General features: G+C 74.4%; 9 protein-coding genes. 7 read left to right on the top strand and 2 right to left on the bottom strand.

Annotated features, from left to right (window positions below):
- The first annotated feature begins 404 nt into the window (after positions 1-404).
- A complete protein-coding gene (locus ABD158_RS18700) occupies positions 405-1499 on the top strand; it encodes a PHP domain-containing protein (protein ID WP_344009424.1) in 1095 nt (364 codons plus the stop codon).
- Positions 1496-2104 (top strand): M48 metallopeptidase family protein, encoded by a 609-nt coding sequence (locus ABD158_RS18695; protein WP_344009422.1) that lies wholly within the window; start codon positions 1496-1498, stop codon positions 2102-2104. The genes ABD158_RS18700 and ABD158_RS18695 overlap by 4 nt, the downstream gene beginning before the upstream one ends.
- Before the next feature lie 60 nt (positions 2105-2164).
- Here ABD158_RS18695 and ABD158_RS18690 read toward each other — a convergent pair whose 3' ends face one another.
- Together ABD158_RS18690 and ABD158_RS18685 are read right to left on the bottom strand one after the other, a co-directional pair.
- Positions 2165-2761 (bottom strand): NUDIX domain-containing protein, encoded by a 597-nt coding sequence (locus ABD158_RS18690; RefSeq protein WP_344009420.1) that lies wholly within the window; start codon positions 2759-2761, stop codon positions 2165-2167.
- On the bottom strand, positions 2758-4254 hold the full coding sequence (locus tag ABD158_RS18685; protein ID WP_344009418.1) for a zinc-dependent metalloprotease: 1497 nt from the start codon (positions 4252-4254) through the stop codon (positions 2758-2760). The genes ABD158_RS18690 and ABD158_RS18685 overlap by 4 nt, the downstream gene beginning before the upstream one ends.
- 105 nt (positions 4255-4359) lie before the next feature.
- On the opposite strand from ABD158_RS18685, the gene ABD158_RS18680 reads away from it, so the two are divergent.
- From ABD158_RS18680 to ABD158_RS18660, 5 genes are all read left to right on the top strand, one after another.
- Positions 4360-4866 carry a molybdenum cofactor biosynthesis protein MoaE gene (locus tag ABD158_RS18680; protein WP_344009416.1) on the top strand — a complete coding sequence of 169 codons (507 nt, stop codon included), beginning with the start codon at positions 4360-4362 and terminating at the stop codon, positions 4864-4866.
- 70 nt (positions 4867-4936) lie between these two features.
- On the top strand, positions 4937-5173 hold the full coding sequence (locus ABD158_RS18675) for a hypothetical protein (protein WP_344009414.1): 237 nt from the start codon (positions 4937-4939) through the stop codon (positions 5171-5173).
- 76 nt (positions 5174-5249) lie between these two features.
- Entirely contained in the window at positions 5250-6305 is a 1056-nt protein-coding gene (locus tag ABD158_RS18670) for a YlbL family protein (RefSeq protein ID WP_344009412.1), read from the top strand.
- Positions 6302-6934, top strand: coding sequence for a PPA1309 family protein (locus ABD158_RS18665; protein ID WP_344009410.1), 633 nt, complete (start codon positions 6302-6304; stop codon positions 6932-6934). Before ABD158_RS18670 ends, ABD158_RS18665 begins: the two co-directional genes overlap by 4 nt.
- 5 nt (positions 6935-6939) lie before the next feature.
- Positions 6940-10035, top strand: coding sequence for a UPF0182 family membrane protein (locus ABD158_RS18660; protein ID WP_344009469.1), 3096 nt, complete (start codon positions 6940-6942; stop codon positions 10033-10035).
- Positions 10036-10067 lie beyond the last annotated feature (32 nt).

Raw genomic sequence — 10067 nt, 5'->3', positions numbered from 1 at the left:
GGCGCGGTGCTCATGGCGGGGACGCTGCCAGAGCCGCGGCGCCGGTGCCCGGCGTCCTCCACAGGCCCGGGGCCCGGGACGCAGGAGAGGCCCCCGACGACCGCCACCGGCTCGCCTTCCCCTTGCGAACCGGCCGCGACCAGGCCGGGGGCCTCGTCCTGGTCCCACGCTAGGAGGTCCTCCTCGGTCGGTCAACGCCGGTCGTACCCACCCTGTGGACGGGCCTGGGGACAGGTGTGTGGACAAAGGCGCGGGACGGTGGACGGAGGGCCGCGAGCGGGGGACGGCCCTGGGGACGACACGCCGGGCGCCGCCGAGAACGCCGCCCGGGGCGCGATGATGGGGCCGCCGGGCCTGTGGAGACACGATTCCGGGACGGCGCGGAGCGAGCGAGGGGGAGGCCGGTGCCGGACGGCGAGGAGCAGCAGGGGTACGACGGGGGGCCCGTCGCGGCGCTGCGCCGGATCGCCTTCCTGCTCGAGCGGGCCCGCGAGGACACCTACAAGGTGAAGGCCTACCGCGCCGCAGCCGCGACCCTGCTGCCGCTCGACGAGGCGGAGGTCGCCCGTCACGTCGCGCAGGGCACCCTGACCGACCTCCCGGGCATCGGGCGCAGCACCGCCACGGTCGTCACGGAGGCCGTGCGCGGCCAGGTGCCGGCCCGGCTGGCCCGCCTGGAGGCCGAGCAGGAGGGTCCCCTCGCGGCGGGGGGCCGCGCCCTGCGGGCCGCGCTGCGCGGAGACCTGCACTCGCACTCGGACTGGTCCGACGGCGGCTCGCCGATCGAGGAGATGGCGTTCACCGCGCTCGAGCTCGGCCACGAGTACCTCGTCCTGACCGACCACTCCCCGCGGCTGCGGGTCGCGAACGGCCTGAGCGCCGGGCGCCTGGCCCGCCAGCTCGACGTCGTCGCGGCCGTCAACGCCCACCTCGCGGCCGGGGCCGGGACCGGTGCGGGCGTCGGGGACGCGACCGGGGGTGCGGGGTTCACCCTGCTGACGGGGATCGAGGTCGACATCCTCGACGACGGCTCGCTCGACCAGAGCGACGAGATGCTCGCCCGTCTCGACGTGCGCGTGGCCAGCGTGCACTCCAAGCTCCGCATGGACGCGGCCCCGATGACGCGGCGGATGCTCGCGGCGGTCGCCAACCCGTTCACCAACGTGCTGGGGCACTGCACGGGTCGCATGGTCACCGGGAACCGCGGCACGCGTCCGCCGTCGGAGTTCGACGCGCGTGCGGTGTTCGAGGCCTGCGTGGAGCACGGCACGGCGGTTGAGATCAACTCCCGCCCGGAGCGTCGCGATCCGCCGACGGCGCTGCTCGAGCTCGCCCGCGACGTCGGCTGCCTGTTCAGCATCGACTCCGACTCCCACGCCCCGGGGCAGCTCGACATGCTCGACTACGGCTGCGAGCGGGCGGAGGCGGCGGGCATCGACCCGTCACGGATCGTCAACACCTGGCCCCGCGACGAGCTCCTGGAGTGGGCGCGGCCATGAGCGGGACGACGGGGGCGTCGGGGGAGCCGGAGGTCGAGGTGCGCCGCTCGCGGCGGCGCCGGCGCACCGTCGCGGCGCGCCGGGAGGGCGAGAAGATCCTGGTGCTCGTGCCGGCCGCGATGACCGCGGAGCAGGAGGCGGTGTGGGTGCCGCGGATGGTGGCGCGGGTGATGCGGGCCGAGGAGCGTCGCCGCACGCCGTCGACGGACGCCGACCTCGAGGCCCGCGCCCGCTGGCTGAGCGACCGCTACCTCGGCGGGCTGGCGCAACCGGCGTCGGTGCGGTGGGTGGAGAACCAGACCTCGCGGTGGGGGTCCTGCACGCCGGGGGAGGGCACGATCCGGCTGTCGGGCCGGCTGCGGTCCATGCCGCGGTGGGTCGTCGACTACGTGCTGGTGCACGAGCTGGCCCACCTGCTGGAGCCCGGCCACGACGAGCGGTTCTGGGGGTGGGTGGAGCACTACCCGCTGACCGCGAAGGCGCAGGGCTACCTGCTGGGGTGGTCGGCGGCGAGCGAGATGGACCCGCCGGCGGGCGAGCCGGACCCGGCCGACGACCCCTCGCAGGCCGCAGGACCCCCGCGGCGCCCCGACCCGGCGGGCTAGCGCGCGCTCCGCCGGCCGGTGCTGCCGCGCTCCGCCGGCCGGGGTGCCGCGTTCCGCCGGCTAGGGCTGCCGCGCCGAGGGCGTGCGCCGGGGCACGAGCCGCTCGCGGGCCCGGGCGACGAGCTCGACCAGGTCCGCGTCGGGCTCCGGCAGCGCGTCGGCCGGCCACCAGGCCAGGTCGGTGGACTCGTCGCTGACGACGGGCCGCGCTCCGGGCGGGGCGACGGCGAGGTAGCGGACGTCGAGGTGGTGGGTGGTGGTGGCCGGCGTCGTCCCCGACGTCGGGGCCGGGCCGCAGAACGGGACGGCGTGCTCGCTGAGCTGCACCGGGACCGCGTCGAGGTCGAGGTCGGCGATCCCGGACTCCTCGCGGGCCTCCCGCGCGGCGGCGTCCGCGAGGGTCGCGTCCTCGGGCTCGCAGTGCCCGCCGAGCTGGAACCAGCGCCCCGCCCGGGCGTGGAGGGTGAGCAGCACGCGCTCGGCGGGCGCGTCCAGCACCAGGACCGACGCGGTGAGGTGCGAGGGACGGCAGCCCCGCGTCAGGCCGTCCTCGTGGAGCCGCAGGTGGTCGACGTAGCGGCGGCGCAGCACCTCCTGGGCCGCGTCGGGCGCGGCCCAGGCCGTGAGCACCGCCAGCGCGTCGGCGTGGAGCGTCACCCGGCGGGGTGGTCCCCGGTGGGGCCCTCGTCGGTGGGGCCGTCGTCGGTGGGGTCGTCGGTGGGGCCGTCGGTGGGGCCCTGCCCGGTCGGGTCGTCGGTGGGGCCGTCGAGCAGCGCCTGCAGCTCGGCGTCGAACTCCTCGGCGCTGAGCGACTCCGGCGCGGTGGCGTCCTCGCGGAACCCCAGCGGGTCGTCGAGGTCGGCGGCCGTCGGCAGCAGGTCGGGGTGCATCCACACGCCGTCGCGGGCCTCGGTGCCCTGGCGGGTCCGGAGCGAGCCCCACAGCGTGGAGGCGTCGCGCAGGCGGCGGGGGCGCAGCTCGAGACCGACCAGGGAGGCGAAGGTCTGCTCGGCCGGCCCGCCCGCGGCGCGGCGACGGCGCACGGCCTCCTGCAGCTTGGCGGCGGCCGGCATGCGGGCCCCGGTGGCCTGGCCGACGACCTCGTCGACCCAGCCCTCCACCAGCGCGAGGGTCACCTCGAGCCGCTCGAGCGCGGCCTGCTGGGCGGGGGACTGCTCGAGGTCGAACAGGCCGCCCTCGAGCATCTCCTGCATCGTGGCGGGGTTGGTGGGGTCGATCCCGCGCAGCCGCTCCTCCATCGTGGACTGGATCTGCTCGGTGTTGATCTCGAGGCCCTGCCCGTAGTCGCGCACCGCGCCGAGCAGGTGCTCCCGCAGCCACGGGACGTGGGCGAACAGGCGCTGGTGGGCGGCTTCACGCAGGGCGAGGTAGAGCAGGACGTCGTCGTCGGAGACGTCGAGGCCCTCGGCCAGGCCCGACACGTTCGTCGGGAGGATCGCGGCGGTGCCCGCCGGCCCGAGCGGCAGGCCGATGTCGGAGGCGGTGAGCACCTCCGTCGCGAGCGCGCCCAGGCCGCCGGCCACCTGGCCGCCGACCATGGCGCCGGTCACCTTGCCGAGCATCCCGATCAGCGGGCCGGCCATCTGCGCCGCCTCGGCGGGCAGGGCCTTGCCGAGCGCGCCGTTGGCGGACGCCGCGATCGGCTCCACCAGGTGCTTCCACACGTCGAGGGTGCCGACGAGCCACTCGGCGCGGCTCCACGCCGCGGTCGCGGTGACGCCGGAGGCGAAGTCGGTGGTCTCGTCGAGCCAGAGGTCGGCGAGCCGCAGCGCGTCGGCGACGGCCTCCTTCTGACGCGGGGTCGGCGTCGGGTCGGGCTGGGCGGCCACCTGCTTGCGGGCCGCGTCGAGCACGACGTCCCAGTTGACCGGCCCGTCGTACGGCTGCATGAGGGCCTGGACCTGGGCCATGATCTGGCTGAGGTCGGGCATCTGCCCCCCGCCGAAGAGGGCGGACAGGTCGGGCATGCCCCCGGGACCTCCGGCCCCGCCCGCACCGCCGAGGCCGCCCATGGCGCCGAAGAGGTGCTCGAACGGCGTGCCCTTGAACGGGTTCTGCCCGCCCGAGGAGTCGCCGTCGCCGCCGTTGCCGCGGGGGTCGTCGGTGCCGTCGTCCGGAGGGTTCGCCATGCGTCGAATCTACGCGGGTCCGGAAGGCGCGATCACGCTCCGTGGTCGGTGTTCGCCGAGAGCGGAGCCCACGGGCCGCGGGCGGCGGGCACTACCCTCGGGCGCATGTGCCCCGAGACCCCGGCCGCCGAGACCGCGGACGCCGTGCCGGCCCGACCGGACCGCGTGCCGGACCCGCCGCGTCCCGTCGGCGACGTCGTCCGCCTGGTCGACGTCGTCGAGCACGCCATCGACGTCGAGCAGGTGACCGCGTCGCTGGACGACCTGGCCGCCGGGGCCGTGTGCGTCTTCGTCGGGCGGGTGCGCGACCACGACGAGGGCCACGACGTCACCGGCCTGTCCTACGAGGCGCACCCCACCGCGCTGGCCCGGATGCGGGAGGTCTGCGAGCGGGTGGCCGCGGCCCACGACGTCCGCGGGATCGCGGTCGTCCACCGGACCGGGGACATCCCGATCGGGGAGGCCGCCGTCGTCGGGGTCGCCTCCGCGGCCCACCGCTGGGAGTCCTTCCGCGCCACCGAGGACCTCATCGACACCCTCAAGGCCGAGGTCCCGATCTGGAAGCACCAGACCTACGCCTCGGGCGACACCGGCTGGGTCGGCGTGGACTGAGCCCGACCGGGGAGGGCCGCGCCCGGCGCGCCGGACCGGTCACGGGCCGTCGCGTCCCTAGGCTCGGCGGGTGGAGATCCTGCTGTGGCTCGTGCCGTCGGCCGTCGTGACCGGCCTCGCCATGCTGTGGGTCGGCTGGTGGGGGCGCGAGGGCCGCGGCGAGGTGGACCGCGAGGTCGCCGTCGCCCGGATGGCGCAGGCCCTGCGCCGCGAGAGCCCCGCCCGGTACGCCGCGCGCCCCGCCCCGGCGCGCGACCGCAGCCGGGGCATCGCCGTGCGCCCGTCGCGCTCCACCTCCGGTCGCTGAGGGCCGCCGGTCACGGCCCGGTCACGGTCGACCGCCCGCACCGCCCGCGGTTGCAGGCGTTTGAGAGGGTGACGGCATGAGTCAGCGGACCCTCGCGGGCATCGTCGCGGTGCCGCTGCTCATCGTGCTGTGGGTCCTCGCGCTGGTCCTGCCGGTGCCGGTCGTCACCAACCGTCCCGGGATCACCGTCGACGTCCTCGCCGCGGCCGACGACGGGGAGGAGGTGATCCAGGTGCAGGGGGAGAAGACCTACCGCGACGACGGCACCCTGCGCCTGACCACGGTCTACGTCACCCAGCCCGGCGCGCGGATCAACCTGTTCAGCGCGATGGCCGCCTGGTTCAGCCCGAGCGACGCGGTGCTGCCCTACGACTCGGTCTACGACCCCGACGAGACCCGGGAGGAGTCCGAGTCGGAGTCGGCGGTGCAGATGGTGTCCTCGCAGGACACCGCGATCGCGGCCGCGCTGACCGAGCTCGGCTACGACGTGACCACCGACGTGGAGGTCCTGGCCGTGACCCCCGACGAGCCCGCCGACGGCCGGCTGGCGGTCGAGGACCAGATCGTCTCGATCGACGGCACGCGGGTCTCGACGCCGCAGGACGTCGTCGACGCGGTCGGGGCCGCCGGACCCGGCGACCCGGTGGAGTTCGTGGTCCGCCGCCAGGGCGAGCGCCGCACGGTCGAGATCACCCCGCGCGACGTCGACGGCGACCCGCGCGTCGGCATCGTGCCCGGCGTCGGCTACGAGTTCCCGTTCGAGGTCGACATCAACCTCGCCGAGGGCATCGGCGGGCCCAGCGCCGGGCTCATCTTCTCCCTGGGCATCCTCGACACCCTCACCGAGGGCTCCCTGACCGGCGGCGAGAGCATCGCCGGGACCGGCACGATCACCGCCGACGGCGCCGTGGGCCCGATCGGCGGCATCCAGCAGAAGATCGTCGCGGCCGAGGACGCCGGCTCGGAGCTGTTCCTGGTGCCCCCCGACAACTGCGCGGACGCCCTCGGCGCCGACGCCGACGACATCCGCCTGGTGCGGGCCGACACCCTCTCCGACGCGCGCGACGCGATCGAGACGTGGGTCGACGACCCCGACGCCGACCTGCCCTCGTGCGAAGGAGCCGCCTCGTGAGCGACCCCGACCTCCCCGCTGACCTGCCCGGTGACCCCACCGGCGGCGCCCTGGCGACCGACGACCTGGACACCGACCCTGCCCTCGCGGCCGCGGTGCTCGAGATCGAGGGCCACGTCGCGTCCGCCGGCTGGGACCAGCCCGGCCGCCTCTACGCGCTGGTCGACACGGCCCGGCTGGTGGCCCGCGAGCCGTCCCTGGCCGCGGACGCCGGTCTCGACGACGCCAGCGCGGCCGGGTCGCTGACCCCCGTCGAGCAGGACCAGCTGCCGCGGGAGCGGGCGCTGGAGGAGATGCTCGCCGAGATCGCGTGGCCCGACGAGGTCGCGGGCTGCGCCGCGGTGGTCGAGCGCTGGGTGCTCCCGCCGACCGCCGACGAGCAGATCCCCGCCGACGCCGCCGAGGCCGAGGCGTTCGCCGCCGCCCACCCCGACCGCCAGGAGGTCCGCATCGTCGCGGGCGTCACGCGGGCCGGTGCGGCCTACTGCGCGCTGCGACTGCGCGCCCACGACGAGGAGCAGTCGGTGGTGACCGGGCCCGAGCTGGTGCCCGGGCTCCTCGAGCTGCTGCAGACCACCCTGGACGACCCGAGCGGTCACCGAAGCGACACCGAGGAGCCCCTGCCGTGAGCGACATGTTCGACGACGAGCCCAACCGCCCCCGACGGGGTGGCGCCGTCACGTCCTCCGGGGGACCGAGCGGTCGCTCGAAGGCGCTGATCATCACCGGGGCCGTGCTGGTCGCCGGCTTCCTGCTCCTCACCGGCCTCTCGTCGTTCTGGACCGAGCGTCTGTGGTTCAACTCGGTCAACTACGGCTCCGTGTTCACCACGATGCTCGTCACCCGGGTCGTGCTGTTCGTGGTCTTCGGCCTGCTGATGGCGCTGGTGGTGGGCGTCAACATGTGGCTGGCGTACCGCTACCGACCGACCTTCCGGCCCGCCTCGCCGGAGCAGACGAGCCTCGACCGCTACCGCGAGGCGGTCAACCCGATGCGGCGCTGGCTGCTGCTGGGGATCGCGCTGCTGATGGGCGCGTTCGCGGGCACCTCCGCCGCGGGCCAGTGGCGGGCCTACCTGCTGTGGCGCAACGGCGGCGAGTTCGGCACCGACGACCCCTACTTCAACCGCGACGTCGGGTTCTTCGTCTTCGACCTGCCCGTCTACCACTACGCCACCGACTTCGTCATGGCCGCCGCGATCGTCGGTCTGATGGCCGCGGCCGTCGTGCACTACCTGTACGGCGGGATCCGCCTGCAGGCGGCCAGCGACCGGCTCTCGGGTGCCGCGCAGGTGCAGCTGTCGGTCCTGGTCGGGGTGTTCGTGCTGGCCAAGGCCGTCGACTACTGGCTCGACCGCTACGACCTGCTCACCGACTCCTCCGGCCTGATCACGGGCATGACCTACACCGCCGAGAACGCCGAGCTGCCGGCCAAGGAGATCCTCGCCGCGATCGCGCTGATCTGCGCGGTGCTGTTCTTCGTCAACGTGTGGCGCCGCACCTGGACGCTCCCGAGCGTCGGCCTCGGCCTGCTCGTGCTCTCCGCGGTGCTGCTCGGGCTGCTGTGGCCCGGCCTGGTCCAGCGCTTCCAGGTCACGCCGACCGAGGCGGACCAGGAGGAGCCCTACATCGAGCGCAACATCGAGGCCACGCGGGCGGCGTACGACATCGAGGACGCGGAGATCCAGTCCTACACCTCGGAGTCCGACCTGCCCGACGGCGAGCTCGCGCAGGCCGCGATCGACGCCCCCGGCATCCGCCTCGTCGACCCCTCGGTGGTGCCCGCGACCTTCGAGCAGCGTCAGCAGGTGCGCGGCTACTACACCGTGCCCGAGGTCCTCGACGTCGACCGCTACCCGGTCAACGGCATCGAGCGCGACATGGTGCTCGGCGTGCGCGAGCTCAACCAGGCGGGCATCAGCGAGGGCTCCCAGAACTGGGCCAACCTCCACACCGTCTACACCCACGGCTACGGCATGATCGCCGCCTTCGGCAACCAGCGCGACGCCAGCAACGACGAGCAGGTCACCGCCGACGACACCGACGAGGGCACGATCGAGGAGGGCGAGGAGGCGAGCGGCACCACGACGTCCGGCGACGGGCTCGCGTTCGCCGAGGTCGACCTCCCGCCGCGCGGCGAGCTGACCGACCAGAGCCCCGACGGCTACGAGGGCCGGATCTACTTCGGCGAGAACTCGCCGCTGTACTCCATCGTCGGCAGCGACGACCCCGACTCCGCGGGCGTCGAGCTCGACCTGCCCGGCGGCACCGAGGGCTCCGACGGCTCCGATGCGACGACGACCTACGACGGCGCCGACGGCGTCGAGGTCGGCGGGCTGTTCAACAAGATCCTGTACGCCGTGAAGTTCGGCGAGCCCAACATCGTGCTCTCGGGCCGCGTCAACGAGAACTCCAAGATCCTCTACGACCGCGACCCCGCGGCCCGGGTCGAGAAGGTCGCCCCGTGGCTCACGGTCGACTCCGACCCGTTCCCCGCGGTGGTCGACGGTCGCGTGCAGTGGATCATCGACGGCTACACGCTCTCCGACCGCTACCCGCAGGCGGAGAAGGAGTCGTTCGCGGAGATGACGGACGACAGCCTGGCCAACGACAACCAGTTCCAGACGCTGCCGACCGACGAGATCAACTACATCCGCAACGCGGTCAAGGCCACGGTCGACGCCTACGACGGCACGGTCACCCTGTACGCCTGGGACGAGGAGGACCCGATGCTCCAGGCGTGGATGGGGGCCTTCCCCGACACGGTGGAGCCGCGCTCGGCGATCCCCGACGAGCTCCTCGAGCACATGCGCTACCCGGAGGACCTGTTCAAGGTCCAGCGTTACCAGCTCGCGCCGTACCACGTGACCGACGCCAGCGACTTCTACGAGGCCAACGACCGCTGGCAGGTGCCGGCCGACCCCAACGACCAGAACAGCCTGCAGCCGCCGTACCGCCTGACGGTGCCGACCGACGAGGAGGCCAGCCCGGGGACGGACACCTACTCGCTGACCTCGGTCTACACGCCGGTCAACCGGGAGAACCTGACCGCGTTCGTGTCGGTCGACGCCGACGCCGCGGACGAGGAGGGCTACGGCACGATCCGGATCCGCCGGCTCAGCTCGACCAGCCAGGTCTTCGGTCCCGGCCAGATCGCGAACGCGATCCAGTCGGACTCGCAGGTCACGCAGGCGCTGCTGCCGTTCACGCGCGACAGCAACGTCGACGTCGTGCAGGGCAACCTGCTGACCGTGCCGATCGGCGGCGGCCTGCTCTACGTGCAGCCGCTGTACTCGGTGCGGACCACGGGTGACGGCAACTTCCCGGTGCTGCGGTTCGTCGCGGTGTCCTTCGGCGACGACAACGTCGGGATCGGGCAGACCCTGGGCGAGGCCGTCTTCGACGTCCTCGGGCTCGAGGGGACCCCGTCCGACCTCGGCGGCGAGGAGCCGACCGAGCCCGCGGACGGCGGCACCGACGGGAACGCCGGTGGCAACGCCGGGGGCAACGCGGGCGGCAACGGCGGGGCCGGGGTGTCCGGCTCGTTCAACGAGCGGGTCCTCGACCTCCTCGAGCGGGCCGACCAGCGCTTCGCCGACGCCGACGAGGCGCTGGCGGACGGTGACCTCGCCGGCTACCAGGAGAACACCGCCGCTGCCCAGCGGCTCATCAGCCAGGCGGTCACCCTGGCGGAGTCCCAGCAGGAGGACGCCCCCGCCGGCGACAACTGACCCGCACGGCACGGCCCGACGCCGCACGACGC

The sequence above is a fragment of the Nocardioides lentus genome (assembly GCF_039529515.1).
Classification (GTDB): domain Bacteria; phylum Actinomycetota; class Actinomycetes; order Propionibacteriales; family Nocardioidaceae; genus Nocardioides; species Nocardioides lentus.
The sequence above is the reverse complement of the archived record's forward strand: the minus strand, read 5'-3'. Positions and strand labels throughout refer to the sequence as shown.